Origin of the sequence: Leifsonia sp. NPDC058194 (assembly GCF_042883605.1) — a bacterium.
Lineage (GTDB): Bacteria > Actinomycetota > Actinomycetes > Actinomycetales > Microbacteriaceae > Leifsonia.
In genome coordinates this window covers 202,595-229,289 of the sequence record NZ_JBHVVL010000002.1, presented here as the reverse complement: position 1 = coordinate 229,289, position 26,695 = coordinate 202,595, and the positions used below count along the sequence as shown (strand labels likewise).

The following is a 26,695-nucleotide window of genomic DNA, read 5'->3' as shown; positions in this document are numbered from 1 at the left end:
CGACACCCTTGCAGATCGAATTCTCGGAGTCCGAGCGCTCCACCGTCGGAATCGAGTGGGAGATCGCCCTCGTCGACGGCGCCACGGGAGACCTCGTCCACATCGCCGACGAAGTGCTCCGCGAGCTGGGCACACCCGACGGCCGCGAGCACCCTCAGATCACCCACGAGCTGCTCCTGAACACGGTGGAGCTCGTCAGCCGGGTGCACCGGACGGTCCCCGCCGCCGTGGCCGACCTGCAGGAGCTGATGGGGATGGTGCGGGAGGTCACCGACCCGCTCGGCGTCGAGCTGCTGTGCGCCGGGACGCATCCCTTCGCCCAGTGGTACGACCAGAAGGTCACGCCGAACGAGCGCTACGACCGCCTGCTCGACCGCACGCAGTGGTGGGGGCGCCAGATGATGATCTGGGGCGTCCACGTGCACGTCGGCATCGACGAGCGCGACAAGGCCCTGCCGATCGTCAACGGCCTGCTCACCTACTACCCGCACCTGCAGGCCCTCAGCGCGTCGAGCCCGTACTGGGCGGGGGCGGCGACCGGGTACGCCTCGAACCGCGCCCTCATGTTCCAGCAGCTGCCGACGGCGGGCCTGCCCTGGCAGTTCGGCTCGTGGGCGAACTACGAGGAGTACGTCCAGGATCTCGTGACGACGGGCGTGGTCACCGACCACTCCGAGGTCCGGTGGGACATCCGGCCGTCGCCGAAGTGGGGGACCGTCGAGATGCGCGCGTGCGACGGGCTGTCGACGGCGGACGAGGTGGGGGCGGTCGGCGCGCTCATCCACTGCCTGACCGACCGGATGGCGGGCGACCTCGACGACGGGGTGGAGCCGGTGACCCTGCAGCCCTGGTTCGTCCGGGAGAACAAGTGGCGCGCCGCCCGATACGGGCTCGATGCCGAGATCATCGTGGCACCGGACGGCCGTGAGCGGCTCGTCTCGGAGGCCCTGCGCGAGCTCGTCGACGACCTGCGCCCGACCGCCGACCGCCTCGGCTGCGTGGAGGAGCTGGAGGGTGTGACGCGGATCCTGGACGGCGGCGCCAGCTACCAGCGGCAGCTCGCGGTCGCGGCCGCGAACGGCGGCAGCCTCCAGGCGGTCGTCAGCTCGCTGACGCACGAGCTGCGCGGCGGTCTGGGCCGATGAGCACCGGCCGCGCACAGCGACGACCTCGGGCACGCATAGGGAAGGCATAGCCTGGGTTCGTAGGCTCTCCTCCATGCTCACTCATCGTCCACTCACCGCCCTCGCCGCCATCGTCACGGTGGCGACGATCGGTGCCGTGGCGCTCAGCGGATGCTCGAGCGCGGCCCCGCAGGCCGCCGTCGCCTCCCCGGTGGCGAACGCGCACACCCGCGTCGCGGTGATCGGAGACTCCATCGAGGCCGGCCTCGGACTCGAATCGAACGAGGCGTGGCCCGAGCTGCTGGCCGTCGACCGGCGCTGGGTGCTCGACAACCTGAGCGTCTCCGGCGCCGGCTTCGTGGCGACCGGCTCGGATGGAGCCACGTTCGACGCCCAGGTCGACGATGCGATCGCGGACGACGCGCAGCTCGTGCTGATCGGCGCGTCCGACAACGACCTCGGCCAGGACGAGGCGACCGTGTCGGCCGCGATGACCGCTGCGGTGACCAAACTGCACACCGCACTCCCCCACGCACGGATCCTGGGCTACGACGCGCTCAGCGGGGCGGCATCCGACGAGGACCTCGCTCCCCTCGACCTGGCGCTCGAGACCGCGGTGACGGCCGAGGGCGGCACCTGGATCGACCTCGGCGAGCCCTACCGCGACCAGGGCGGGCTCGTACAGGCGGACGGGGAGCACCCGACCGTGGCAGGTCAGCAGGCCATCGCGGCCGTCGCTCTGACACAGCTCGACGGCCTGCTGGAGGCACGCGCCGCCGGCACGGCGACACCGCACGCCTGACCGCACGGAATACGGGCCTGACCGGGGAATCGGACGCGCCGGGCGGCACTCAGCATTCACGCAACTTCGGGGATCTATCCTCGCTTCGTGCAGATCACCCGCCCGCGCGCGCGTCGCGCTCTGAGGAGCGCCATCGCCCTCGCCGCCCTGAGCGTCGTCGTCACGGCGCTGGCCGGCTGCGCGGCGACGGCTCGTCCGGTCGCCGCCGAATCCGCGGCAGCACCGGCCGCCGCGGAGCGGCCGTCCGCCGTCGCCATCGGCGACTCCATCGCGTTCGGCAAGGGCGTCGCCCCCGATGAGTCGTGGCCCGCCCTCGTCGCCGAGCAGCACGGCTGGCGGCTCGACGACCTGGCCGTCTCCGGCTCGGGTTTCGTGAAGGCCGGCTGGAACGGCATGACGTACCGCGACCAGGTGGACCGCGCGCTGAAGCTCCACCCCGAGTTCATCCTCATCGCGGCGACGCGCAACGACCGCGACCAGGATCCTGCCGCCGTGACGGCGTCGGCCGACCGGCTGCTCGGGGAGCTGCGCGACACCTTCCCGCACGCGCACATCATCGGGATCACGGGGATCTGGGGAGCCGATGCCCAGCCGGCGACCCTGGATCGCGTGGACGAGATCGTCGGCGCCGCCGTGCAGCGAGTCGACGGGGACTTCCTCGACCTGGGACGGCCGCTGGAAGGCAAGGCCGACCTCCTGCAGCCGGACGGCATCCATCCGAACGCCGCGGGCCAGCGGGCCGTCGCCGCCCGCATCGAGAATCGCCTGGCGCCGCTCGCCGCAACACTCTAGAGCGGCCTGGGGCCTAGCGGGCGGAGCTAGCGGCCCAGGAACTTCTGCAGCGAGGCCAGCTCCTCCTCGGTGGGGCCGCCCTTCTGGCCGCCCCCTCCGCCGAGGCCGAAGCCGCTGCCGGCGGGAGCCGACGTCGCGTTGGGGTCGACGCCCTGGGCGATCGCGGCGTTCTCTGCGGCACGCTTCGCCGGGTTGCCCGAGCGGGAACCCTTCTTCTTCTTGGCCTGCGGCTTGCGGCCGGCGAAGCCCGCGCCCGGGATCGGACCCATGCCGGGGACGTTCGGGACGCCGCCCTTGGCCACCGTCTTCATCATCTTCGCCGCCTGTTCGAAGCGGTTGACGAGCTGGTTGACCTCGGTCACCGTGGTTCCGGAGCCCTTCGCGATGCGGAGGCGGCGCGAGCCGTTGAGGAGCTTGGGCGTGGTGCGCTCGGCCTTCGTCATCGACTGGATGATCGCCTCGGTGCGGACGATCTCGCTCTCGTCGAAGTTGTCGAGCTGCTGCTTCATCTGCCCGGCGCCCGGGAGCATGCCCATCATCTTCTTGATGGAGCCCATGTTGCGCAGCTGCTGCATCTGCTTGAGGAAGTCGTCGAGGGTGAAGCTGTCCGTCGCGAACTTCTCGGCGACCTTGCGGGCCTCCTCCTCGTCGAAGGCCTCCTGGGCCTGCTCGATGAGGGTGAGGATGTCGCCGAGGTCGAGGATGCGCGACGCCATGCGGTCGGGGTGGAACGGCTCGAAGTCGTCCAGTCCCTCGCCGGTGGAGGCGAAGATGATCGGACGGCCCGTGATGGAGGCGACCGAGAGCGCGGCGCCGCCGCGCGCGTCGCCGTCGAGCTTCGAGAGCACGACGCCGGTGAAGTCGACGCCGTCCTGGAAGGCCTTCGCCGTCGCGACCGCGTCCTGGCCGATCATCGCGTCGATGACGAACAGGACCTCGTCGGGATCGGTCGCCTTGCGGATGTCCGCCGCCTGCTTCATCAGCTCGGCGTCGACGCCGAGCCGGCCGGCGGTGTCGATGACGACCGTGTCGTACTGCTTGGTCTCGGCGAACTTCAGTGCGTCCTTCGCGACCTTCACCGGGTTGCCGACGCCGTTGCCGGGCTCGGGGGCGTACACGGGCACACCGGCCTGCTCGCCCACGATCTGCAGCTGGGTCACCGCGTTCGGGCGCTGGAGGTCGGCCGCGACGAGGAGCGGGGTGTGGCCGTCCTTGATGAGCCACTTGCCGAGCTTGCCGGCGAGGGTCGTCTTACCGGCGCCCTGGAGACCGGCGAGCATGATCACCGTCGGCGGCTTCTTCGCGAACTGCAGACGGCGCTGCTCGCCGCCGAGGATGGCGACGAGCTCCTCGTTGACGATCTGGACGACCTGCTGCGCCGGGTTGAGGGCCTTGTTCACGTCGTCGCTCAGCGCGCGCTCGCGGACCTTGCCGGTGAACTCCTTCACCACGTCGAGCGCGACGTCGGCGTCGAGCAGGGCGCGACGGATCTCGCGCACGGTGCCGTCGACGTCCGCCGCCGACAGCTTGCCCTTGGTGCGCAGGTTCTTGAAGGTGTCCGCGAGACGGTCGGACAGCGTGCCGAAAGTAGCCATGATCCGACAAGTCTACCGGGAGCGGACCGGGCGTCCGCCGTGTGCCGGGCCGCCCGGTGTCCGCTGTGGGCGGACCGGGATCACCCCTGGGTGTCGACCGCCACGACGTCGCCGCGCACGTCGAACGCGACCGAGAGGATCGCGTCCGTGTCGTCGGGGCTGATGGAGTAGTCGAACGTGGCGAACACTTCGTCCTCGCGGGCGTCGTCCGGCTGGAGGACGACGTGGAGGAGCTGGAGCGACCGCAGGACGTCCACGGCGATGTCCCCCGAGTTGTGCACCAGGAGGTCGATCAGGCTCTCCCCCATCGCGTCGACGTGCCGGTCGATGTAAGTGGTGGTCGCGGACTGCCGGGAGCTGAGCTCCGCGATCAGGGCGTCCCTGGCGCGCGCGTCGAAGCCCTCCAGCGCCTGGATCAGCGCCGCGGCCGAGTCGAGGGCGTACTCCGTGACCGCCGTCTCGTCGTCGGCCAGCAGCTCGACCTCGACGGCCTGATCGGCCATGTCCACCGTGTCGGACCAGGCCAGGCCGCCCGACGCGGTCTCGTCGATGATGCCGAAGTAGTCGTGCTCGATCGCCATGTGCGCTGCCCTACCCGACCAGTTGCTGTGCGAAGACGTGCGGGGTGAAGCCCGTGAGGTCGTTGATGCCCTCGCCCTGGCCGACGAGCTTGATCGGGATGCCGGTGCGCTCCTGCACGGCGAGGACGAAGCCGCCCTTGGCCGAGCCGTCGAGCTTCGTCAGCACCAGTCCGGTGACGCCTGCGTGCTCGAGGAAGGCCTCCGCCTGCGCCAGCCCGTTCTGACCGGTCGTCGCGTCGAGCACGAGCAGGACCTCCGCGATGGGCGCCTGCTTCTCGACCACGCGCTTGATCTTCGAGAGCTCGTCCATCAGCCCGCCCTTGGTCTGGAGGCGGCCGGCGGTGTCGATGATCACGATCTCGGTGCCGTCGTTCTTGGCCTTCTCGACGGTCTGGAAGGCGACCGAGGCCGGGTCCTGCCCTTGCTGCTGCGGCCGGACGATGGAGGCGCCCGCGCGCTCGGCCCACGTGGCGAGCTGCTCGACCGCGGCGGCGCGGAACGTGTCGGCCGCCCCGACGACGACGGTGCGGTCGTAGGTGCGCAGGAACTTGGCGAACTTGCCGATGGTGGTCGTCTTGCCGACGCCGTTGACGCCGACGACGAGGACGATCGCCGGGCGCTCGCTCAGCTTGAGGGTGGTGTCGAACCGGGAGAGCCGCTCCTCCAGGGTCTCCCGCAGCATCCGCTGCAGGTCGGCCGGGTCGGTGGTGTGGAAGCGCTCGACGTTGGCGCGGAGGTCGGCGACGATCGCCTCGGTCACGTCCGGCCCGAAGTCGGCCGTGATGAGCGCCGCCTCCAGGTCGTCCCAGGTGTTCTCGTCGATGGTCTTCTTGGCGAACAGCCCGCGGAGGGCGCCCGACAGAGACCAGGGGGTGCGGTCTGCCATGCCACTCAGACTAGTTGCTAGCGTGGGGCCATGTTCTCCCTGGTGGCGGTGTCGGCCGAGCTCGCCGAGCAGTTGGTCGCGATCGAGTCGGGCGGGGAGGACGCCGTGCATCAGGCCCGGACCCGGGTGCGCCGGCTGCGGAGCATCCTCGGCGTGTACAAGCGGGCGTTCGAGCCGGAGGAGACGCGACGGCTGCGCGCGCGGCTGCAAGCGCTCGGAGCCCGGCTCGGCGAGGTGCGGGATCGCGAGGTCCGGGCGTCCGCCTTGGACGGCGTGCTCCTCGCGGACGACGACCCCGCACTGATCGACGGCGTCGAGGCTCTCGCGGCGGAGGCGCGCGCCGAACACGCGCGCGAGCTCGTCGCCCTGCTGGAGCACCTGCGCGGCCGGGCCCATCGGCGACTGCTCGCCGATCTCCAGGTCTTCGTCGCGGACCCTCCGCTCACCCGGGCGGGTCGCTCGCACCCCCGGCGGATCACCACGCACGGCCTTGCGAAGGCCGTGGACCGCGTGCGCGCCCCGCGCAGCGACTCCCTCGAGGACCGGCACACGACCCGCAAGGCCGCCCGGCGGCTGCGCTACGCGGCTGAGGCGGTCGCCGACGATCTCGGGCGCGACGCGGTGCGGCTCGCCGCAGCCGCGGAGGCCGTGCAGGACGCCCTCGGCACGCACCGGGACGCGGTCCTGCTGGCCGTGTACCTCCGCGAACGCGGGCTCGGCGAGGCGGCGATCCGGTGCGAGGATCGCGCGCAGGATGCCGTCGAGGGCCTCGAGGCGAAGCTCGCGGCCATCGACTTCTGACCCGGGTCAGCGGGAGGCGTCGCGCTCGCCATCGTGCTGGCCGAGGCGGAACGTGTGCCCGCTGTTATGACGCCGCCTCCTGGGCGACGCGCTGTCCGACGACGGCCGAGACCCCATCCTGTCGCATCGAGACGCCGTAGAGGGCGTCCGCGATCTCCATCGTGCGCTTCTGGTGGGTGATGACGATGAGCTGGCTGCTCTCGCGCAGGTCCTCGAAGATCGTGAGGAGGCGGCCGAGGTTCGCGTCGTCGAGCGCGGCCTCGACCTCGTCCATGATGTAGAAGGGGCTGGGGCGCGCCTTGAAGATGGCGATGAGCAGTGCCACCGCGGCGAGCGACCGCTCGCCGCCGGAGAGCAGGGAGAGCCGCTCGATCTTCTTGCCCGCCGGCTTCACGGACACCTCGATGCCCGTGGTGAGCAGGTCGCCCGGGTCGGTGAGCTCGATGCTCCCGGTGCCTCCGGGGAACAGGATGGGGAAGACGCGGCCGAACGCCTCCTTGGTGTCGGCGAACGCCGACTCGAAGATGGTCTGCATCTTCTCGTCGATCTCCTCGATGATCGTCAGGAGGTCGGCGCGGGTGCTGGTGAGATCGGTCAGCTGCTCGGTGAGGAACTTGTGCCGCTGCTCGAGCGCGGCGAACTCCTCGAGCGCGAGCGGGTTGACCCGCCCGAGCTGCGCGAGCTTGCGCTCCGCGGACGCGAGCCGCTTCTGCTGCTGCTCCCGGACGAAGGGGATGGTGGGCTGCTCCTGCTCCGACACGGCCGCGTCGCCCTGCTCGGCCTGCAGGCCGGCGTCGCCCTCGACCGGGATGCCGACCTCGGGTCCGTACTCGGCCACGAGCACGTCCTCCACCAGGCCGAGCTCGCTGCCGACACGCTCGAGCAGGCTCGAGAGGTGCAGCTTCTTCTCGTAGATCTGCAGTTCGAGCCCGTGGACGTTCTCGGTGACCCCGTGCAGGCGCTCGCGGAGCGCGTTCTCGTCGCGGCGGACGTTCGCCAGCTCCTCGTTCTGGCTGGCGCGCTGCGCTTCGGCCGTGGCGAGCTCCAGCCGAGCCTGCGCCACCGAGCGATCGGCGGAGGCGAGCACGGGCGGCAGGGCGTCGACGACGCCCTGCGCGGCGTCGAGCTGGCGGCGGCGGATCACGGCGCGCCGGGCCGCCTCCTCCGCGGCGGCGCGCTCCGCCTCGAGCTGCCGGCCGAGCGCCTCTCCGCGCGCCTGCTCGGCGCGCACGCGCTCCTTGGCCGTCTCGACGCCGAGCCGGGCCTCGACCTCGGCTTCGCGCGCGCCGTCGAGCTCGCCCGAGAGGGCGTCGCGCGCGCTGACGTCGAGGATCGGCCGGGGCCGGGACCGGGCGGTCTCCAGCTCGGCTTTCGCCCGGTCGGCTGCGGCCTCGGCCTCGGCGACCCGCTCGGCGGCCTGCTCGTGCGCCTTGCCGAGTCGCTCGGACTCCGCGAGCGCACCCTCCAGCTGCACTTTCACACGGTTGAGCTGCTCCGTCCGCGCGGCGAGCTTCGCATCGAACTCGCGGAGGGCGGTGAGCGCGGCCTGGGACTGCTCCTTCGCCACCTGCAGCACCCCGCGCTGCTCGGCCAGCGTGAACCCGGCCCGCTCGAGGAGGGAGGTGACCTCGCCCAGCCGATCGGCTGCGGCGTCGCGTTCGGCGATGAGCTCGATGCGGCTCTGCTTGGCTCCCGACCCGCCGCGCAGGACGTAACTGGTCAGCACGTCCCCGCTGCGGGTGATCAGGGTGACCGGGCCGCCGAGGTCGCGTGCGGCGAACGCATCCGCGGCGGCGCGGGCTGCATCCAGGTCGTCGGCGACGGCGGTGAACGCCAGCAGGCCGAGCACGCCGGCGGGCGCGTCGACGACGCTGCGGGCGGGCACGACGCCCGCGATGCCGGTGAGGTCGACGTCGGGCACGGCGGCTTCGGCGAGGACCACCTCCACCCGGCCGAGGTCGTCCCGTGCGGCGTGCGCCACGGCGTCGAACGCCGACGCGCGATCCTCCGCCAGCACGGCGTCGGAGAGGGAGCCGAGTGCGGCTGCCACGGCTGCTTCGAAGCCGGGATGCACCCGGATGTGCTCCGCGACCAGCCCGCGGACCCCGGACAGCCGGGCCGCGACCAGGGCGGCGGAGCCGTCCTTCTGGTCGAGCGCGAGCGACAGCGCGCCCGTGCGGGCGGCGAGGGCGTCGCGCTCCCGCTCGAGCGTGTGGAGCTCCTCCCGGAGCCGTTCGATCTCACCCTCCGCCTCGAACACGTCGGCCTGCGCGAGCTCGTAGGTCTCGTCGAGGGTCCCGGCCCCCGCGTCGGAGTCCTCCGCCTCGGCTTCGCGCTGCTCGAACGCGGCCTGCGCCTGGGCGAGTCGTTCTGCGGCGGCATCGAGGGCGTTCTGCTGGCGCAGGACCTCTCCGCGCACCGCGGCGAGGCGCTGAGACGCGGCGTCGGCCTGACCGCTCAGCTTGGAGATCTCCAAGTCGTGCCGCGAGACGAGTGCGCTCTGGGCGGCGATCTCGTCGTCGACGGCGTCGAGGCGTTCGCGGGAGGCCCGGGTCGCGGCCTGCGCCGCCGCCCACGCGGCCTCGGCTTCGATGACGACGGCACGCAGGCGGGCGGTCTCGTCCTGGGCGTCCTGCACCATCTGCGGGCTGACCCGCGGCCCGTCGTCCGTGGAGTCCGGCTGGCTGCCGAGCAGCGCGAGCCGCTGGGTGGCGAGCGTGTAGAGGGAGCGCAGGCGGTCCTGCACCGACTCCAGTGCGAAGGCCGTGCTGCGGGCGGCGTCGACCGCGTCGCCGATCTGCGCCTGCTCGAGGCGCGTGCGCCGCAACTGCTTCTGCTCGAGCTGCTCCTGCAGCACGATCTGCTCGGAATGCCGCTCCGCCTCCGAGCGGGTGTGCACGTCGAGCACGCGGCGCAGTCCGACCACCTCGTCGGCCAGGAGCCGGGCGCGCGCATCCCGCACCACGGCGGCGATGGACTGGGCCTCGCGGGCGATCTCGGCCTGGTGGCCGAGCGGTTTGAGCTGACGGCGCACCTCCCCCGCCAGGTCGCTCAGCCGGGTGAGGTTCGCCTGCATGGCGTCGAGCTTGCGGAGGGTCTTCTCCTTGCGGCGGCGGTGCTTGAGGATGCCGGCCGCCTCTTCGATGAAGCCGCGGCGCTCCTCGGGGCTCGCGCGCAGGACGGCATCGAGCTGGCCCTGACCGACGATCACGTGCATCTCGCGCCCGAGGCCCGAGTCGCTCAGCAGCTCCTGCACATCGAGCAACCGGCACGACTGGCCGTTGATCGCGTACTCGCTGCCGCCGTTGCGGAAGAGCGTGCGCGAGATGGTGACCTCGGAGTACTCGATGGGCAGCGCGCCGTCGGAGTTGTCGATGGTGAGCTGCACCTCGGCGCGCCCCAGCGGACCGCGGGTCGAGGTGCCGGCGAAGATGACGTCCTCCATCTTGCCGCCGCGAAGAGTCTTGGCGCCCTGCTCCCCCATCACCCACGCCAGAGCGTCGACGACGTTGGACTTGCCGGAGCCGTTCGGGCCCACCACGCAGGTGACACCGGTCTCGAAGGCGAACGTCGTCGGCTGGGCGAACGACTTGAAGCCCTTGAGCGTCAGACTCTTCAGATACACGCAGGTGAATTTACCGTAACGACTGCGCCACACCGCGTTCACCGGGCGTGAGTCGCCGCCTACGCCGCCGGACGGCGGCAGGCGGCGACCCACGCCGCGGCATCAGCCGACGCCCAGGTATGCCTCTTTGATGGCCGGGTCGGCGAGCAGTTCGCGCCCGGTGCCGGAGCGGGTGATGCTGCCCGTCTCGAGCACGAACGCCCGGTGGGCCCGCGCCAGCGCCTGGTTCGCGTTCTGCTCGACCAGCAGCACTGTGGTGCCCTGTTCGTTGATCTCCGCGATGATCGAGAAGATCTGCTTGATGAACTGCGGGGCGAGCCCCATCGATGGCTCGTCGAGCAGCAGGAGACGCGGGCTCGACATGAGCGCGCGCCCGATCGCGAGCATCTGCTGCTCGCCCCCGGACATCGTGCCGCCCACCTGCGTCTTGCGCTCCGCGAGGCGCGGGAACAGGCCGAACACGCGCTCGAAGTCGGCCGCCATCCCGCTGCGGTCCTTGCGGCCGAAGGCGCCCATGTCGAGGTTCTCCATCACCGTCATGCCGGGGAAGATGCCCCGGCCCTCCGGCGCCTGCGAGATCCCGCGGACCACACGGATGTGGGCCTTCATCTTCGTGATGTCCTGGCCGTCGAAGTGGATGCTCCCCTGCGACGGGTTCAGGATGCCCGAGATCGTCTTCATCGTGGTCGACTTGCCCGCGCCGTTCGCACCGATCAGACTGACGATCTCGCCCTCGTCGACCGAGAACGACATGTCGTGGATCGCCTCGATGCGCCCGTACGAGACGCTCACGTTCTTCAGCTCAAGCAACGTCATCTTCGGGCTCCCCCAGGTAGGCGGCGATCACGCGCGGGTCGTTGCGGATGGCGACGGGGACGTCGTCGGCCAGCTTGCGGCCGAACTCGAGCACCACGATCCGGTCCGTGACTCCCATCACCAGGCGCATGTCGTGCTCGATCAGCAGCACGGTGTAACCGTCGGCGCGGATGGTGCGGATGAGGTCCATCAGGTCCTCCTTCTCCGCGGGGTTGAAGCCGGCCGCCGGCTCGTCGAGGCAGAGCACCTTCGGGTCCGTCGCGAGGGCCCGCGCGATCTCGAGCCGGCGCTGGTAGCCGTACGGCAGCTGGCGCGACGCCGTGCTCGCGAGGTCGGCGATGCCGACGAACTCGAGCAGGGCCATCCCGCGCTCGATCGACGACTTCTCCTCGCGGATGTGCCGCGGGGAGCGCACGAGCGCGCCGGGCACACTGGTGCGGTGGCGCGCGTCCAGTCCGACCACGACGTTCTCGAGGGCGCTCATCTCGCCGAAGAGGCGGATGTTCTGGAAGGTGCGCGCCAGACCGAGCCGGGTGATCCGGTGCTGCTTCTGCCCCTTGATCGACGTCCCCTCCAGCAGCACGTCGCCGCTGGTGGGCTTGTAGACGCCGGTCATCGCGTTGAAGCAGGTGGTCTTCCCCGCCCCGTTCGGCCCGATCAGGCCGAGGATCTCGCCGCGCCTGATGTCGAAGCTGACGTCGTCGAGGGCGGTGAGGCCGCCGAACTTCACCGTGAGGTTCTTCACCTCCACCAGCTTGTCGCCGACGTCCACCGCGATCTCGCGGTCGGGAGCGGCGGCCGCGGCCACCTCCAGGTCGACGTCGAGGTCGGCCAGGGCCTCCGGGTCGGCGCCGTCGGGCAGCTCGTCGCGTGCGTCGGTCATGATGCGCCTCCGTTCGGCGTGGCTGGGGTGGTCGGCGGTGAGGGCGGTCCCGGCGGAGACGCCGGGGTGCTGCCCGTCGACGTGCTGCCCGTCCCAGGCGGCGTCGGTTTGCTCACCAGGTACTTGTACGCGTTCCGGCCGTAGGCGAGCAGTCTCTGCTTCGCCGGCACGAGGCCCTTCGCCCGGAAGATCATCAGCACCACCAGGGCGACGCCGAAGATCAGGTACTTGTAGTCGGCGATCGCGGTGAAGCGCAACGGGATGTAGGCCACGATCGCGCCGCCGAGCAGCGCTCCCACCTTGTTGCCCGTGCCGCCGAGCACGACCGCCGCCAGGAAGAGGATGGAGGTCTGCACGTCGAACTTCTGGTTGTTCACGAAGCCGACCTGCCCGGCGAACAGCGCACCGGAGAGACCGCCGACCGCCGCGCCGATCGCGAACGCCCACACCTTGTACTTGAAGGTGGGGACGCCCATGATCTCGGCGGCGTCCTCGTCCTCCCGGATAGCGATCCAGGCGCGGCCCACGCGGCTGCGCTCCATGTTGCCGACCAGCAGCAGCACGATGATGATGATCACCAGCGTCAGCCAGTACCACGGGATGCCGTTCGAGTTCGAGAAGATCGGGATGCCCTTCGCGTCCTCCCCCGGCGGGTGCCCGACGTTCTGGAAACCGACCTGGCCCTTCAGCGCCGGGATGATCGTGGCGAGGATGCGCACGATCTCACCGAAGCCGAGCGTCACGATCGCGAGGTAGTCGCCGCGCAGCCGGAGGGTCGGGACGCCGAGCACGACGCCGAAGATCATCGCTACGACCATCGCCACCGGGATCGTCCACAGGTACGGGATCTTGACGAACGGCGAGTCCGGGCTGGTCAGCATGGCCGCCGTGTACGACCCGACCGCGAAGAACGCGACATAGCCCAGGTCGAGCAGTCCGGCGTAGCCGACCACCACGTTCAGGCCGACCGCGATGAGCGCGTAGACCGCCATGCTGAAGCAGGCGAGCGCCCAGTCGTTGCCCGGCTCCGTGGTCAGCGGGAAGAAGTTCAGGTACGGCAGCGCGAAGGCGATCGCGACCACGATGAGCATCCACAACCACTGGATCGGGCGGGGAAGCCTGTTCCAGCGATCGCGGAAGCCCTGCAGCGGGCCGCCCTTCTTCGTGCGCGCCTCCGCGGCGTCGATGGCCTGGTCGCTGCGCGCATCCGGGAGCACCCGGGGTCCGTCTGACGTGCTCATGCTCTGCTCCTCCCCAGCGAGGTACCGAGGATTCCCGTGGGCTTGATCAGCAGCACGAGCACCAGCACCACGAAGGCGATGACGTCGGTCCACTGCGAGTCGCCCAGCAGGATCTGTCCGTAGTTTCCGATCAATCCGAGCAGGAGGCCGCCCAGCAGGGCGCCGCGCACGTTGCCGATGCCGCCGAGCACCGCCGCCGCGAACGCCTTGATGCCCAGCACGAAACCGCCCGTGTAGATGACGCCCGAGGGGACGAGCATCACGTAGAAGAGGGCCGCCGCGCCGGCGAGGATGCCGCCGAGCACGAACGTGATCACGATGATCCGCTCCTTGTTCACGCCCATCAGGGTCGCGGTGTCCGGGTCCTGCGCGACGGCACGGATGCCGCGGCCGGTCCGGGTGCGACGGATGAACATGTCGGTGAGGATCATCAGGACGACCGCCGCGATCACGATGATCAGCGACTGGTTGTTGATGATCGTGCCGAACACGTCGAAGACGGCGATCGGGCGGAACATGGTCACGGCCGGTTCGGCGTTCGCTCCGCGGATCACGAAGATCAGCGACTGGATGGCGAACGAGGCGCCGATGGCGGTGATCAGGAACGCCAATCGAGGCGCATTCCGTTTTCGCAACGGCCTGTATGCGATGCGTTCCAGCAGGAAGGCCGTGATGGCCGATGCCAGCATGCCCACGAGCAGTGCGAGCAGGAGGTCCCCGACGATCGCGGCGAGCGACAGGTTGGGGATCGACGGGCCGAAGCCGAGCGAGGTGAGGGTGATGACGACGCCGTACGCGCCGACGATGAACACTTCGGAGTGGGCGAAGTTGATCAGGTTCAGCACCCCGTAGACCAGGGTGTAGCCGACGGCGATCAGGCCGTAGATGGCGCCGAACGTGAGGCCGTCGAAGGTGGCGCCCCAGAAGTTCTGTATGAGGGACGGAACGTCGAAGTTGATCCAGGAGTTGTCGATGACCGGGTGGAGGACAAGGGTTTCGAGCATTCAGGCATCCAGATCCATCGTGAGGGGATCAGCGTCGATCCCCTTCGGTGCGGACAGTAGGGACGAGGGATGCGGCGGGCCGCGCGGAGCGACCCGCCGCATCCTCCTGTTGTCGCGCTATCCGATGGTGCCGATCGGCACGATCTTTCCGCCGTCGACCTTGTAGCCGTAGACGGTCGGGGCCTGGAGCTCGCCCTTGTCGTCCCACTTGTAGTGCTTGCTCAGACCGTCGGCGTCGTAGTTCTTCACCCAGTCGAGCAGGTCGGCGCGGGTCGTCTTGCCCTTGTCGATGCCGGCGAGGAGGACGGTGGTGGCGTCGTAGCCCTCGATCGAGTAGGTGCCCGGCTCGGCGTTCGCGAGCTTCTTGTAGGCGGACTCGAAGTCGGGGATCAGCTCACCCGGGATGCAGGGGCAGGTGAAGTACGCGTTGCTCGAGGCATCGCCGGCCAGCTTGATGAACTGGTCGTCCTTCACACCGTCCGGTCCGACGAACGTGCCGGTGAAGCCCTTGTTGACCAGCTGCTGGTCGAACGGGGCGCCCTCGGCGTAGTAGCCGGCGTAGTAGACGGCGTCGGGCTTGGCGTTCAGGATCTTCGAGACCACGGCCGAGAAGTCCTTCTGCCCGGTGGTCACCTTGTCGGTGCCGACCAGCGCGTCGCCCAGGGCCTGGGAGGTCTGCGTGCCGAGGCCGATGCCGTAGTCGGAGTCGTCCTGCACGAGGTAGACCTTCTTGGCCTTGAGCTGGTCCGTGAGGAACTTCGCTGCCGCCGGGCCCTGGACGGCGTCATTGCCGAGGCCGCGGAAGAAGGTCTTCCAGCCGTTCTGCGTCAGGCCGGGGTTGGTGGCCGACGGGGTGATGTGCACCAGACCCTGCTGCTCGAAGATGTTGCCGGTGGCCTTCGACTCGCCCGAGAACGGGAGGCCGACGACGCCGACGATGTCGGCCTCGTTGACCGCCTGGGTCACCGGGCCGGTCGCCTTGTTCGGGTCGCCCTCGGTGTCGAACTTCTTGAAGCCGACCTGGCAGCCCGAATTCGCCTCGTTGTGCTGGTTGATGGCGAGCTGGATGCCGTTGTAGATGTTGATGCCGAGCTGGGCGTTGGGGCCCGTCTCCGCTCCGACGTAGCCGATCGTCAGACCCGCGGGACAGGTCGCCTTGCCGTCTCCGGCCGGCAGGACCGCGTCCTTCGGGGTGTCGATCGAGGTGATCGCCGGGATGTCGACCTTGGACCCGTTGCTGGTGGATCCGCCGGTGGACGGCTGGTTGGCGCAACCAGCCAGAAGGAGCGCGACCGACGCTGCAACGGCCGCTCCGATGGTGACTTTCTTTCGTAACATCTTCTGCCTCTCGACGTGAAATGCGTCACGAACGTGGCGTAGTTGCCACGTCGCACCACGAATATGTGTGCTGAGACTACATGCTGTGCAAGCTTTTGCAACCGGCTGGATGCCCGGGATTTACACGATCGAAACCAAACCGGTCCATGCTCTTCACACGCGGCTTCCAGCGGAATAGGCTGGGGCGTTCCGGCCCGGCGACGCTGCCCGGTACGGACCTTCGAGGGGGAGGTGGTGCGCGTTGGAGATCCGTCGGCTCCCCCCTCCCGAGCGGCTCGGCACGCCCGAGTCGGCCGCGTTCGAAGAGCTGATCGGCGTCTTGAACGGCATCGTCTTCCACCTGTGGGGCGACGACGACTTCGTCGAGACCACCGAGGAGGCCCTGGCCGCTCTACGTGAGCAGGAGTACCACGAGAAGATCATCCTGGTCGCCGTCGTCGAGGGTGCCATCGTCGGCCGGGTCGAGGCCGATTTCCCGCTGGACGAGGAGGCCGAGACGGTCTCCCTGCTCGTGGACGTCGTGCCGGCGCTCCGCAGTCGCGGCATCGGCTCCGCCCTGCTTGCGGCCGGGGAGGAGCTCGCAGCGGAGGGCGGCCGCACCGTGGTGAGCACCTACACCGAGCATCCCGTGCACGCCCTCCCCGAGGAGGGGTCGTGGGTGCACGCACCGGTCGGCTCCGCGGGCCTGCCCGCCGACGACCCCGGAGTGCGGTTCGCGCTGCGCCACGGCTACCGGCTCGGGCAGATCGAGCGCTCGAGCGAACTCGTGCTGCCGCTGCCGCCGGTGCGCGAGGTGGCGCTCTCCAGCACCGCCGCCACCGCGCACGGCTACCGCGTCGTCTCGTGGTTCGGCACGGCGCCGGCCGATCTCGTGGAGGCGTTCGCCGCGCTCAAGGAACGCATGGTCGTCGACGTCCCCCAGAGCGGGATCGCCCTCGACCGGGAGGCCTGGACCGCCGATCGGGTGCGCGCCCAGGAGCGCGAGCTCGCCGCCCGAGGAGAGCCCCTCCTGGTGACCGTCGCCCAGCACGAACCCACCGGCGACCTCGCCGCCTACACCGAGATCGCGGTCCCGTCGGACGGCGAGAAGGCCGAGCAGTACGACACCCTGGTCGCGCTCGCGCACCGCGGGCACCGGCTCGGGACGCTGGTCAAGCTCCACAACATCCACGAGCTCGCCGAGCACGCGCCGCACATCCGCCGGCTGCTCACGTGGAACGCCGACGAGAACACCCCGATGATCGCGATCAACCGGGCGTTCGGGTTCCGCCCCCACGCCCTGACCGGCACGTGGCAGAAGACGCTGGAGTGACCTGCGACCTCACGAACAGCGCCCTCACGACCGGCGCCCTCAGCGCAGGCGCTGGCAGTGCGGGCAGAAGTGCGACGAGCGGTTCATGAACTTCTCGCGCACGATCGGCGTCCCGCACCGCGGACACGGGCGGCCCTCCTGGCCGTACGCGTTGAGGCTGTGGGCGAAGTAGCCGGAGTTGCCGTTCACGTTGACGTACTGCGCGTCGAAGCTGGTGCCGCCTTCCGCCAGGGCCTTCTCCAGCACATGGCGCACCTCGGCGAGCAGCGTCCGCACCTTCGCCGCACTCAGCGACGACGTCGGCTGGGCGTAATGGATGCGAGAGGCCCACAACGCCTCGTCGGCATAGATGTTGCCGATCCCGCTCACCAGGGTCTGGTCGAGCAGGGCGCGCTTGATCCCGGTGTGCTTGCGAGCGAGCGCGGTGGCGAAGCCGCGGTCGTCGAAAGCCGGGTCCAGCGGGTCGCGGGCGATGTGGGCGACCTGCGTGGGGACGAGCGGCTCGTCGGTGCCGAGACCGCCCGCTGCGCCATCGACGGTCGGGATGAGCGCGTCGACGGCCATCGAACCGAAGATGCGCTGGTCGACGAAATGCACCCACAGCTCGCGGCGCGTGCCGTCCGCCGCGGGCGTCGTCTCGATGTGCAGCCGGATGCGGAGGAGGCCCGCCTCGACCGCACCCGGATCGCGCAGCAGGATCTGACCGCTCATCCCGAGATGCGCGACGATCGCACGGCGCGGCTCCCCGTCGAGGGGGATCCAGAGGAACTTGCCGCGACGCACCGGAGCGCGCATGACACTCCCGGTGAGGAGCGCCTCGAACTCGCCGTCGACGGGGTCGTGCCGCTTCAGCGAGCGGGGCTCGAGCACCTCGACGCCGAGGATGGTCGCACCGGACACCGCGGGAGCGAGACCGGCGCGGACGACCTCAACTTCGGGGAGCTCGGGCACGTCGTCTCGTCAGCTCGGTCCAGGCGGAGAGCGCGGCGGCCATCTCGGCCTGCTTCTTGCTGGTCCCCTCGCCGTCGGCGGTGACCAGGTCGCCGACCGAGACGGACGCGTGGAAGACCTTCGAGTGGTCGGGCCCGGTGCTGGTCACCGTGTAGACCGGGAGTCCGGCGCCGCGGTGGGCGGCGGCCTCCTGGAGGCTCGTCTTCGGGTCCATCGCCGCGCCGAACCGCGCCGGGTCGCCGAGAAGGGGCTCCACGAGGCGCAGCACGAGAGCGGTCGCGTCGCTGCCGCCGAGGTCCAGATAGGCGGCACCGATGATCGCTTCGACGGTGTCGGCGAGGATGGACGCCTTGTCCCGCCCGCCGCTCTGGTTCTCGCCGCGGCCCAGCAGCAGGTACTCGCCGAGTCCGATGCCGCGCGCCACCTCCGCCAACGCCACGGAACTGACCAGGCTGGCGCGGCGCTTGGCGAGCTCACCCTCGTCGAGGTCGGGGTTCTCGCGGTACAGCTTGACGGTGACGGCCTGCCCGAGGATCGAGTCGCCGAGGAACTCGAGACGCTCGTTGTTCGGGATGCCGCCGTGCTCGTACGCGTACGAACGATGCGTCAGCGCAAGCCCGAGAAGCTCGGGGTCGATATCGACCCCGAGCTTCTCGATGAGTGCAGTGCGGTCGGAGTTCTCCCCGACCAGATCGTGCCCTCTCATTGCTGAGGGACGATCAGACGTCAGCGACCTTGCGGCCCTTGTACTCGAGGAAGAGGGCGGTGCCCGCCGAGTCCTCGACGACCTTGGCGCGGTGCGGCAGGCTGTAGGTCACCTTGCCGCCCTCGACGGTCTTGACGAGCGTGGGGACCTCGGCCTTCCACTGCGAACGACGGGCGCGGGTGTTGGCGCGAGACTGCTTCCGCTTCGGAACGGCCATGACTATCTCTCTTCTGTGTTCCCGGTGGACGGGGCTGATTCATCGGTGTCGGAAGCCTGGAAAGCCGCAAGCGCAGACCAGCGGGGATCGACGGTCTGAGTGGGCTCCTGGTCCGGTTGATCCGCCAGCCGCTCGCCGGTCTCGGGGTCGAGACCTGGGCAATCCGGCCGGCACACCGGCTGAAACGGCAGTGACAACACCACCGTATCCCTGATCAGAGGTTCAAGATCCACGTGGTCGTCGTGAACCTCATAATCGAAAGCTTCTCCAGAAGGATACGCGAAAAGTTCCTGGAAATCGACTTGGACAGGCTGTTCGATGTCGATCAGGCATCGTCCGCAGACGCCGGTGGCGGTCGTCGCCCCCTCCGCCGTGACCAGGATGCCCTCGTGGACGGACTCCAGCCGGAGGTCGAGGTCGAGGTTCGCGCCCTCCGGAATCGAGAGCAGGCCTTCGCCGAGCTTCTCCCGGACGGGGATGCTGAGCTCCTGCTCCTTCATCGAGCCGGGACGGTGCACGAGGTCGTACACGTTGACCGTGTATGGGGTGTTCTTGAACGAGGTCACGGTCGGCCAGTCTACGCGGCACTTCCCGGGCTCGCAGCGACCGGCCAGCCTGCTGGCAGCAACGACACAGGCAGCAGCACTGCGCGCACGCGCCTCCCCGCGCCGGCGCGCCCCTCGACCGCGTCGAGCACGCGCACGAGGTCGTCGCGCAGGCCGACCGTCGAGCCGCGCACGGGCGGCCCGTAGGAATCGCGTTCGCGGACAGCGAGGAGCCGGCGGACGGCCTCCTCCCCCGACGTTCCGGCGACCGCGTCCGCCACCCGCTCGGCGAACACGCGCGGCGTCTCCGTCTCGGGGGCCGTCCAGCCGAGATCGCGCACCGTGTCGCGCAGCTCGGCCCAGACCACGGCCGCGCCGCCGGACGACTCCGACAGCCGTCTCAGTCGATGTCGGCGCCGCACCCGGCGGGCGACGGCGGGGATGAGGAGCACGGCGATCACCAGGACGGCGATCCCGAGGCCGGAGAGGACCGGTTCGAGAGGCGAGGCCGCCGTCGCCCCGGTCGCCCCGGCGACCTGCGCCGGGTCGGTCGGGACGATCCGCTTGGGCGCCGACGTCGCGCCGGCGGCCGGTGCCGATGTCGGTGCGGCCGCCGCGGCGTCCGCCCGGGTGTAGCTCGGAATCGTGCCCCGGCCGACCGTCGGCTCGAACGGCACCCAGCCGACGCCCGCGAAGTACAGCTCGGGCCAGGCGTGGAGGTCGTCGCTGGTGACCGTGTACTCGCCCGGGTTGTTCGCCGAGCCGCCTCCCGTGGCGCCCGGCAGGTAGCCTTCCGCGACGCGCGACGGGATGCCGAGCGACCGCGCCATGAGCGCCATCGCGGAGGCGAAGTGCACGCAGTATCCGCTCTTCGCCTCCAGGAACGCGGCGATGACCCGGGCGCCGTCGCCGTCGTAGCCCTGCTTGAGCGGGGTCTGGGTCGAGTACACGAACCCGTTGTCGCGGAAGTAGTCCTGCAGCGCCACCGCCTGCTCGTACTCCGAGGTCGCGCCCTCCGTGGCCGAGATGGCCGTCTTCTCGATGATGGACGGCAGGTTCGGGGGCAGGAAGAGATCGCGCTGGACGTCCTCGGGAATGGATCCCCCTGCCGTCTTCAGCTGCTCGGCGGTCGGCTGGAGCAGGAGGCTGGTCGCCGTGTACTTCTGATCCTGCGTCGTGGTGTTGATACCGCCGATCGTCAGGTCGTCCGGATCCCACGACCAGGTGCCGGTCAGCCCCTTCACCGACTGCACCGGCGCGGGCACCGGCAGCCACCGGCTCTGCATGTTGTCGATCGACACGGTGGTCGTGATCTTCGTGGTGGGCACCTGGTCCGACAGCCCGGCGACCGGCCCGATCGGCGTCCCCTCCGCGAGCCGCTTCGTGTCGCGCTCGCGATGCTTCCAGACCGAGCCGGTGAACTGGTCGAGCGACGCGAGCTTGAGGTACTGGCCCGTCGGTGCCGTCGTCGTGTACGTGAGCGCGCGCACGGCGGTCGGGCGCCGCAGGTCCTTGCCGAGGTCGATCAGCGGGGTCACCGTCCCGCCGATGTTGATGCCGCCCGCGGTGAAGGACGCGGCGCCTCCACGGTCGAAGCCCGGGGCGGTGCCGGCGAGCAGCACGGCGACGACGGTCGCAGAGGCGCCGACGGCGAGTGCTGCGCCCGGTCGCGGGGAGCCCGGCCTGCGGGTGCGCACGTCGGCGCGCAGCAGCCAGAGGTAGGCGATGGCCGAGAGCGCGAGCGCGCTCGGGTCCAGACCGTCGCCGAGCAGCGCGCCGGGCACGACGAGCACGGCGCCCACTCCCACGGCGGTGAAGGCCGGCGCGCGGATCGCGACCGCGAGAGTGTCCAGGATCACGGCGATCAGGCACGCGCCGCCCATGACGAGGAACAGGAACTCGGGCAGGCTCTCAGCCGGCGTCCCCTGCTGATAGATCGAGAGCATCGCCTGCTGCAGGAGCCCCCACCAGTGCGCGAAGGTCGCCGGAGTCGGGAGGAGGCCGAGCAGTCCCGTGCCACCGCCGAACACAGCGGTCATGATGATCGCGCCGAGTGCCAGCTCCAGCACGGGAACGATGCCCCGGTGCACTCCGAGCGTGCGCAACCCCGCGCCCGCGACGAGGAGGACGGCGGAGGTCACGATGAGCGCGAACCACCAGCCGACGCCCTGGATGAGCCCGACGAGGGCGACGCTCACCGCGAGCATCTGGAGCATCATGGCGCCGGTGAGCCGCCAATAGCCCACCCGGCGCCGGATCGTCCGCGGCACGGCGACCGCGACGGACTCGCTAACCATGCGCGGCCGCCCGCTGTCGCACGAGAGCCCGCTGCCAGCAGGCGGCGGGATCGTCGTCCGGTCCGTACGGGACGCAGAGCCAGCCCGCGTCCACGAGCACCTCCTCCACCTCCGGTGGCGTGGAGGAGGCGAGGAAGGCGACGGCGGGATCGCCCATCGACCGCAGAGCCGCCAGCGAGCCGAGCTCGCGCGTGCCGCCGAGGAGGAAGGCGAACACCGGGACCGACCGTCCGGCGCGACGCAGACCCGTCGCGAGCTCCGCGACCGCGTCGTCTCGAGGATCCTCGCCCGCCTCGACGGCGGCGAGGTCCGCCAGGAGGAGCCGGTCGGCGCCACCGAGGTCGTAGGTCGGGCTGGTGCCGCCGAGGGTGCCGGTCCGTCCCGCGCCGCTGCGTCCGTTGAGCTGCCGCTCCGCCGTCTCGACCGCGCTCACCGCGAACCCTTCGTCGAGCAGGTGCACCCCGACCGAGGCGATCAGATCGATGTGCGCCTCGAACACCGCCTCCCCCGCCAGAGAGCCACGCGTGTCCACCAGCAGCCAGGCCTCCGGGTTGCTGCGCTGCTCCTCCTGCCGCACCATCAGCTTGTCGTGGCGCGCCGTCGCCCGCCAGTGCACGCGGCGGAGCGGATCGCCGGGACGGTACTCGCGGGCGATCAGCTCGTCGGCGCTCGGGATGCTGTGCCGCAGCAGCTCGTGCTCGGTGCCCTCGCTGTGCGCGATGTCCAGCTCGCCGTGCGCCAGCGGCACGACCCGCGGGGTCACCAGCAGCGTACGGGGCTGGCCGAGGGCGTACTCCGCGTACGCGATGCCGAACGGGTCGGTACGGCTGATCACGAGCGGTCCGATCGGGTGGGAGCCGCGCTTGTCGGCCACGACATCCTGACGGAGGACGGCCGTGTCGCGTCCGTGCACGGCGTTCGGCTCGTGCGGGCCGAGCCGCGGGAACGGGGCCCGGCGCTGCACCTCGATGGCGGCAGGGGCGAACTCCCGCCAGCGGGCCGCTGGGCTGGGCCGGCCGACCAGGTTGCGGGCGGTCGTCACGATCGTGGTCTTCTCCCCCACCGCGACCACGTCGGGGTGGAAGCTCCGGGAGACGCCGAGCCGCGGGCGATCCCACGTGACCGAAATCATCGCCGCCAGCGGCAGGACGGTGAGGAACACGCCGACGAACAGCACGTCGGTCCGGCCGAGGAAGGCCGAGGCCGCCAGGGCGACGACGCCGATCACGCCCAGGGTCCACCCGCGCGCGGTGGGCCGCGGCTTCGTGAGCGGGCTCGACGCCCGTCCGCGGGACGGCACGCTACCGCCCGCCCGAACCGATCGCGCCGGAGCCGACCGGCACCGGTGTCGAGGCGACGATGCGCCGCACGATGTCGGCGATCACCGGGGCGCTCTCGTGGTGGTGGCCGAGGGCACGGCTCGTCGGCAGCAGCCGATGGCCGAGCACGGGCACCGCGAGCACGTCGATGTCGTCGGGCAGCACGAAGTCGCGGCCGTCGAGCGCGGCGAGCGCTTTCGCCGCGCGGATCAGCTGCAGCGTGGCGCGAGGACTGGCCCCGAGGCGCAGGTCGCGGTCCTCCCGTGTCGCCCGGGTGAGGTCGACCGCGTACTGCTTCACCGGGGTGGAGGCGAAGACGCTACGCGCCGTCGTCATCATCGACCGCAGCTGCTCCGAGGTGACGACCGGCCCGATGCGCGAGAGCGGGCTCGATGTGTCGCGCGTGGTGAGCATGGCCAGCTCCGACTCCTCGTCGGGATAGCCCATCGCGATCCGTGCCATGAAGCGGTCGCGCTGCGCCTCCGGGAGGGCGTACGTCCCCTCCATCTCCACCGGGTTCTGGGTCGCGACGACGATGAACGGCGCCGCGAGCGGATACGTCGACCCGTCGACGGTGACCTGACGCTCCTCCATGCACTCCAGCAGGGCGGACTGCGTCTTCGGGCTCGCGCGGTTGATCTCGTCGCCGATGACGATGTTCGCGAACACGGCGCCCGGCTTGAACTCGAACCGGCGCTCGGCCTGGTTGTACACCGACACGCCCGTCACGTCGCTCGGGAGCAGGTCCGGGGTGAATTGGATCCGGCTCACGGTGCAGTCGACCGACTTGGCGAGCGATTTCGCGAGCATCGTCTTGCCGACGCCGGGAACGTCCTCGATGAGCAGGTGCCCCTCGGCCAGCAGCACCACGAGCGCGGTGCGCACGGCCTCGTGCTTGCCGTCGATCACCGACTCCACGTTCGCGGTGATCTGCTCCGCCGCCCGGCGGAGCCCGACCAGGTCCATGCTGGGCGCGGCGCGGCCGTGCTCCTCCTCCGGTGCGACCGAGGGTTCCGTGGGCTGGCGCGTCGCGTAGCTGTTCATGGCTCCTGCACTCTCATCTCGATGACAGCAGTTCGAAGACCGCGGGCGGGACGTACGGGCTGACGTCGCCGCCGAGCGCAGAGACCTGACGCACCAGCGAGCTGGAGACGTGCGCATTGGCGGGGTTGGGGAGCAGGAAGACCGTCTCGACGTCGGCGAGGTGCCGGTTCACGATGGCCATCGGCGTCTCGTACGCCACGTCGACCTGCGAGCGGATGCCCTTGACCAGCACGTTCGCCCCCACGTCCGTGCAGTAGTCCACCAGAAGGCCCATCGACCAGGACGCGACGACGATCGAGCCGACGATCCCGGCCTCCTCGATCGACTTCTCGAGCAGGGCCACCCGCTGGGCGATGGGCAGCAGAGCCGACTTGTCCGGGTTGTGGACCACCACGACGTGCACCTCGTCCCAGAGCCGCGCGGCGCGCTCGATCACGTCGAGGTGACCGAGGGTGACCGGGTCGAACGATCCAGGGACTACGGCGATCCTGTTCATAGGGCACCAGACTATCCCGCAGTACCCGGCATTTCGTTGTGAATCCGTTACCTTCTCACGACTTGCCGAGGTAGGCGCGCTCGGCCTCGTCGAGCCGCCGGGCCAGCGCCGCCTGCAGCGCAGGGAGCGCGCCGAGACCGCCCTCGGTGTCGAGGGTCTCGGCAGCGGCGACGCGGGCCTCGCCGATCAGGTCGCCGTCCGACGCCACCCGCAGCAGCCGGAGCGACGAACGCCCGCCGGACTGACGGCTCCCGAGCACGTCGCCTTCGCGGCGCAGCTCGAGGTCGACGTTCGCGAGCTCGAAGCCGTCGAGCGTCGCGGCGACGGCCTCGACCCGCTCCCGGGCCAGGGATCCCTCCTCTGCCGCCGTGACCAGCAGGCACAGGCCCGGGATGTCGCCGCGCCCGACCCGGCCGCGCAGCTGGTGCAGCTGCGAGACGCCGAATCGGTCCGCGTCGAGGACCACCATGGCCGAGGCGTTCGGCACGTTGACGCCGACCTCGATCACCGTGGTGGCGATCAGCAGGTCGATGCCTCCCGCGGCGAAGGACCGCATGACGTCGTCCTTCGCGTCGCTCGGGAGCTTGCCGTGCAGCACGGCGATCCTGGTGTCGGCGAAGAGCGGGTCGGCCTGCACCTGCGCGGCCACCGACTCGACGCTGGCGACGGCGCGCGGAGGCCCCTCCGCACCCTCGGCGCCGTCCGCGGCGGCCGGACCCTCACCGTCGTCCTCGGCCTCCTTGCCGGTGATCGCCGGGCACACGACGAAGACCTGCCGCCCCTTCGCGATCTCCTCCGAGGCGCGCTCCCAGATCCGCCGCTCCCATCCGGGGCGGTCCGCCAGCGGCACGACGAAGCTCTCGATCCCCTGCCGGCCGGCGGGGAGCTGGGCGATCGTGGAGATGTCGAGATCGCCGAAGACGGTCATCGCGACCGTGCGCGGGATGGGCGTGGCGGTGAGCACGAGCACGTGCGGCGGAGTGCCGCCCTTCGCCCGGAGCGCCTCCCGCTGCTCCACGCCGAACCGGTGCTGCTCGTCCACCACGACGAGCCCCAGATCGAAGAACGTGACGGCGTCGCCGAGCAGGGCGTGGGTGCCGATCACGATGCGGGCCTGCCCGGAGACCGTGCGCAGCAGCGCGCGTTTGCGCTCCTGGGCGCCGAGCTGGCCGGTCAGGAGGGTCGGCATCAGCTGGGCCGAGAGGTCGGGGCCGAGCATGGCCGCGATCGATCGCAGGTGCTGCGCCGCGAGCACCTCGGTCGGCGCCAGCAGGGCGGACTGGCCGCCGGAGTCGGCGACCGCGAGCATCGCCCGCAACGCGACGAGGGTCTTTCCGGAGCCGACCTCGCCCTGGACCAGCCGATGCATCGCGGCCGTGCCGGCCAGGTCGATGGATATCTCGCTGCCGACCAGGGCCTGGTCGTCGGTCAGGGTGAAGGGCAGGGTGGCGTCGAACCGTTCCAGCAGGCCGCCCGGCTCCGCGCGCCGGGGCGTCGACGCCACGGTCCGCGCTGCGGCACGCTGCTGCAGCAGTGCGGCCTGCAGCACGAACGCCTCCTGGAACCGGAGCGCATCCCGTGCGCGCTGCCACTGGGAGTCCTTCTGCGGGCGATGGACGCCCTCCAGCGCGTCCCGGTACGACACCAGCCCGCGCTCGGCGGCCACCGACGCCGGCACCGGATCGGGCGCGGAGTCCAGGGCGTCGAGGGCGAGTTCGACGGCCTTCTGCACCTGCCAGCTCGCCACCGTCCCCGTCGCCGGGTAGATCGGGATCGGCGTCTGCGCCCATTCCTTCGCGGCGGCGCTGCCGGGGACGACCGCGTTCGCGGAATCGGGCTCGAAGAGCTCGTAGTCGGGATGCGCGAGCTGCAGCGCTCCGCGGTACGCGGAAACCTTGCCCGCGAATATCCCGCGGACGCCCGGGACGAGATCCTTCGAACGCCACGACTGGTTGAAGAAGGTCAGCGTCAGGATGCCCTCGCCGTCCGAGATCTTGACCTCGAGGATCGAGCCGCGCCGTGCCCGCATCGACCGCTCCTGCACCCGCAGGACCTCGGCGATGATCGTCACGTTCTCGTCGAGCGGCAGGTTGGCGAGGGCGGTCAGCTCCCCGCGGCGCGCGTACCGCCGCGGGAAGTGGTGCAGCAGGTCGCCGACCGTGCGCATCCCGAAGGCCTTCTCGAAGGCGGAGGCCGTGCGGCCGCCGAGCACTCCGCTGAGCCGCGAGTCGAGGGTGATCGCGCCCTCGGGTGCCGGGGCGGAGGCGTTGGTCATGATTCGATCGTAGGCGCAGCCGCCGTCAGCGCGGGGGCGTGACCC

General features: G+C 70.7%; 23 protein-coding genes. 5 read left to right on the top strand and 18 right to left on the bottom strand.

What is annotated here, in order from left to right; translation table 11 throughout:
• Positions 1 to 8 precede the first annotated feature (8 nt).
• From ACFVU2_RS07855 to ACFVU2_RS07845, 3 genes are all read left to right on the top strand, one after another.
• Positions 9 to 1,145: a glutamate--cysteine ligase gene (locus ACFVU2_RS07855; RefSeq protein ID WP_387872742.1), complete on the top strand. Its 1,137-nt coding sequence runs from the start codon at positions 9 to 11 to the stop codon at positions 1,143 to 1,145.
• 73 nt (positions 1,146 to 1,218) lie between these two features.
• Positions 1,219 to 1,926 carry an SGNH/GDSL hydrolase family protein gene (locus ACFVU2_RS07850; RefSeq protein WP_387872741.1) on the top strand — a complete coding sequence of 236 codons (708 nt, stop codon included), beginning with the start codon at positions 1,219 to 1,221 and terminating at the stop codon, positions 1,924 to 1,926.
• An 87-nt stretch (positions 1,927 to 2,013) separates the two neighbouring features.
• Positions 2,014 to 2,718, top strand: a complete 705-nt coding sequence (locus ACFVU2_RS07845) for an SGNH/GDSL hydrolase family protein (protein WP_387872739.1) — start codon at positions 2,014 to 2,016, stop codon at positions 2,716 to 2,718.
• 26 nt (positions 2,719 to 2,744) lie between these two features.
• Here ACFVU2_RS07845 and ffh read toward each other — a convergent pair whose 3' ends face one another.
• From ffh to ftsY, 3 genes are all read right to left on the bottom strand, one after another.
• Entirely contained in the window at positions 2,745 to 4,313 is a 1,569-nt protein-coding gene (gene ffh / locus ACFVU2_RS07840; protein ID WP_387872738.1) for a signal recognition particle protein, read from the bottom strand.
• An 80-nt stretch (positions 4,314 to 4,393) separates the two neighbouring features.
• Positions 4,394 to 4,894: a DUF2004 domain-containing protein gene (locus tag ACFVU2_RS07835; RefSeq protein WP_387872737.1), complete on the bottom strand. Its 501-nt coding sequence runs from the start codon at positions 4,892 to 4,894 to the stop codon at positions 4,394 to 4,396.
• A 10-nt stretch (positions 4,895 to 4,904) separates the two neighbouring features.
• Positions 4,905 to 5,780, bottom strand: coding sequence for a signal recognition particle-docking protein FtsY (gene ftsY / locus ACFVU2_RS07830; RefSeq protein WP_387872736.1), 876 nt, complete (start codon positions 5,778 to 5,780; stop codon positions 4,905 to 4,907).
• Positions 5,781 to 5,810: 30 nt separating this feature from the next.
• Between ftsY and ACFVU2_RS07825 the strand changes: the two genes are divergently transcribed.
• Positions 5,811 to 6,581, top strand: a complete 771-nt coding sequence (locus ACFVU2_RS07825; protein WP_387872735.1) for a CHAD domain-containing protein — start codon at positions 5,811 to 5,813, stop codon at positions 6,579 to 6,581.
• Between the two features lie 64 nt (positions 6,582 to 6,645).
• Here the strand turns inward: ACFVU2_RS07825 and smc are convergent, their stop codons facing one another.
• The 6 genes from smc to ACFVU2_RS07795 form a co-directional block, all read right to left on the bottom strand.
• Positions 6,646 to 10,206, bottom strand: coding sequence for a chromosome segregation protein SMC (gene smc / locus ACFVU2_RS07820; RefSeq protein ID WP_387872734.1), 3,561 nt, complete (start codon positions 10,204 to 10,206; stop codon positions 6,646 to 6,648).
• A 102-nt stretch (positions 10,207 to 10,308) separates the two neighbouring features.
• Positions 10,309 to 11,016, bottom strand: coding sequence for an ABC transporter ATP-binding protein (locus ACFVU2_RS07815; protein WP_387874373.1), 708 nt, complete (start codon positions 11,014 to 11,016; stop codon positions 10,309 to 10,311).
• The gene (locus ACFVU2_RS07810; protein ID WP_387872733.1) at positions 11,009 to 11,905 is read right to left on the bottom strand and encodes an ABC transporter ATP-binding protein; all 897 of its coding nucleotides are present in this window, start codon (positions 11,903 to 11,905) and stop codon (positions 11,009 to 11,011) included. The genes ACFVU2_RS07815 and ACFVU2_RS07810 overlap by 8 nt, the downstream gene beginning before the upstream one ends.
• Complete coding sequence (locus ACFVU2_RS07805) at positions 11,902 to 13,146, bottom strand: branched-chain amino acid ABC transporter permease (RefSeq protein ID WP_387872732.1); 1,245 nt, start codon at positions 13,144 to 13,146, stop codon at positions 11,902 to 11,904. Before ACFVU2_RS07805 ends, ACFVU2_RS07810 begins: the two co-directional genes overlap by 4 nt.
• Positions 13,143 to 14,150 carry a branched-chain amino acid ABC transporter permease gene (locus tag ACFVU2_RS07800; protein WP_387872730.1) on the bottom strand — a complete coding sequence of 336 codons (1,008 nt, stop codon included), beginning with the start codon at positions 14,148 to 14,150 and terminating at the stop codon, positions 13,143 to 13,145. The genes ACFVU2_RS07805 and ACFVU2_RS07800 overlap by 4 nt, the downstream gene beginning before the upstream one ends.
• A 117-nt stretch (positions 14,151 to 14,267) precedes the next feature.
• Positions 14,268 to 15,488, bottom strand: a complete 1,221-nt coding sequence (locus ACFVU2_RS07795; RefSeq protein WP_387872728.1) for a branched-chain amino acid ABC transporter substrate-binding protein — start codon at positions 15,486 to 15,488, stop codon at positions 14,268 to 14,270.
• Positions 15,489 to 15,729: 241 nt separating this feature from the next.
• Between ACFVU2_RS07795 and ACFVU2_RS07790 the strand changes: the two genes are divergently transcribed.
• Positions 15,730 to 16,800 (top strand): GNAT family N-acetyltransferase, encoded by a 1,071-nt coding sequence (locus ACFVU2_RS07790; protein WP_387872727.1) that lies wholly within the window; start codon positions 15,730 to 15,732, stop codon positions 16,798 to 16,800.
• A gap of 39 nt (positions 16,801 to 16,839) precedes the next feature.
• Here the strand turns inward: ACFVU2_RS07790 and mutM are convergent, their stop codons facing one another.
• The 9 genes from mutM to ACFVU2_RS07745 form a co-directional block, all read right to left on the bottom strand.
• Complete coding sequence (mutM, locus tag ACFVU2_RS07785; RefSeq protein ID WP_387872725.1) at positions 16,840 to 17,751, bottom strand: bifunctional DNA-formamidopyrimidine glycosylase/DNA-(apurinic or apyrimidinic site) lyase; 912 nt, start codon at positions 17,749 to 17,751, stop codon at positions 16,840 to 16,842.
• Positions 17,729 to 18,457, bottom strand: coding sequence for a ribonuclease III (gene rnc / locus ACFVU2_RS07780; protein ID WP_387872723.1), 729 nt, complete (start codon positions 18,455 to 18,457; stop codon positions 17,729 to 17,731). The genes mutM and rnc overlap by 23 nt, the downstream gene beginning before the upstream one ends.
• 13 nt (positions 18,458 to 18,470) lie before the next feature.
• Complete coding sequence (gene rpmF, locus ACFVU2_RS07775; protein ID WP_021759817.1) at positions 18,471 to 18,674, bottom strand: 50S ribosomal protein L32; 204 nt, start codon at positions 18,672 to 18,674, stop codon at positions 18,471 to 18,473.
• 2 nt (positions 18,675 to 18,676) lie between these two features.
• A complete protein-coding gene (locus ACFVU2_RS07770; RefSeq protein ID WP_387874370.1) occupies positions 18,677 to 19,174 on the bottom strand; it encodes a YceD family protein in 498 nt (165 codons plus the stop codon).
• A 77-nt stretch (positions 19,175 to 19,251) separates the two neighbouring features.
• On the bottom strand, positions 19,252 to 21,516 hold the full coding sequence (locus ACFVU2_RS07765) for a transglutaminaseTgpA domain-containing protein (RefSeq protein ID WP_387872721.1): 2,265 nt from the start codon (positions 21,514 to 21,516) through the stop codon (positions 19,252 to 19,254).
• Positions 21,509 to 22,816: a DUF58 domain-containing protein gene (locus ACFVU2_RS07760; RefSeq protein WP_387872720.1), complete on the bottom strand. Its 1,308-nt coding sequence runs from the start codon at positions 22,814 to 22,816 to the stop codon at positions 21,509 to 21,511. Before ACFVU2_RS07760 ends, ACFVU2_RS07765 begins: the two co-directional genes overlap by 8 nt.
• A gap of 1 nt (position 22,817) precedes the next feature.
• A complete protein-coding gene (locus ACFVU2_RS07755; protein WP_387872718.1) occupies positions 22,818 to 23,879 on the bottom strand; it encodes an AAA family ATPase in 1,062 nt (353 codons plus the stop codon).
• Between the two features lie 13 nt (positions 23,880 to 23,892).
• Positions 23,893 to 24,375: a pantetheine-phosphate adenylyltransferase gene (gene coaD / locus ACFVU2_RS07750; protein ID WP_387872717.1), complete on the bottom strand. Its 483-nt coding sequence runs from the start codon at positions 24,373 to 24,375 to the stop codon at positions 23,893 to 23,895.
• Positions 24,376 to 24,430: 55 nt separating this feature from the next.
• The gene (locus tag ACFVU2_RS07745) at positions 24,431 to 26,650 is read right to left on the bottom strand and encodes an ATP-dependent DNA helicase RecG (RefSeq protein ID WP_387872715.1); all 2,220 of its coding nucleotides are present in this window, start codon (positions 26,648 to 26,650) and stop codon (positions 24,431 to 24,433) included.
• Positions 26,651 to 26,695: the final 45 nt, after the last annotated feature.